This window comes from Streptococcus sp. GMD6S (genome assembly GCF_000297015.1).
Map to the genome: position 1 here is coordinate 1 of NZ_AJRH01000248.1, position 612 is coordinate 612.

General features: G+C 36.8%; 2 protein-coding genes. Both read right to left on the minus strand.

All coding sequences use genetic code 11. From position 1 onward, the window contains the following. Window positions 1–164: HTH domain-containing protein (locus GMD6S_RS09970; RefSeq protein ID WP_008281795.1), on the minus strand; the 164-nt coding region annotated here is incomplete at its 3' end. Then, window positions 161–612, minus strand: a 452-nt coding sequence (locus tag GMD6S_RS09975; RefSeq protein WP_000292589.1) for a helix-turn-helix transcriptional regulator, incomplete at its 5' end; no start/stop codon positions are given. The genes GMD6S_RS09970 and GMD6S_RS09975, both read right to left, overlap by 4 nt.

Below are 612 nucleotides of genomic sequence, written 5' to 3' on the forward strand. Positions count from 1 at the left end.
CCTCTATTTTTGATACTGTCAATTTCTAGGCCTTCTTGTTGAAGACGTTGGATCGCTTTCCATATGGATGTACGGCTTAAATTCAGTTCTTCTCCGATTTTTTCTCCGCTAACATAATCGTTTTCTCTAGCTAATATTTGGTAGACTAGTTGGTGTGATTTCATTGATTTTCCTTTCTAGCTAAGAGGGAGTGAGAGTATTCTTTTCGAGTTTGACTAGGTGTTTTATGAAAAAACTGTTTGTAGGCTTTTGAGAAATGTAGTGGGTCTGAAAAACCTACAGAATATGCAATGACTTTGATCGTTTCATTTGTGTGTTCTAGTAACTGTTGAGCACGGTTCATTCGAACGAAAAGTAAATACTCTTTTGGAGAGAGTTGGTGAAATTCTTTAAACACACTAGTTAAGTAACTTCTATGAACCGATAGCTCTTTTGCTAAATCTTGAATGGTGAGCGATCGTGGATAGTGACTATCAATTAATTGTTTGCAGTCAAGATAGAGCTGGTGAGTTGATGAAATATTCTCTTTTTTCTGATTGGGAGCAATCGTTCCTAGATGAAACATTAGTTCATGGAGTTGTCCCATGATGTGGAGTTGAGCCAATTCATTAG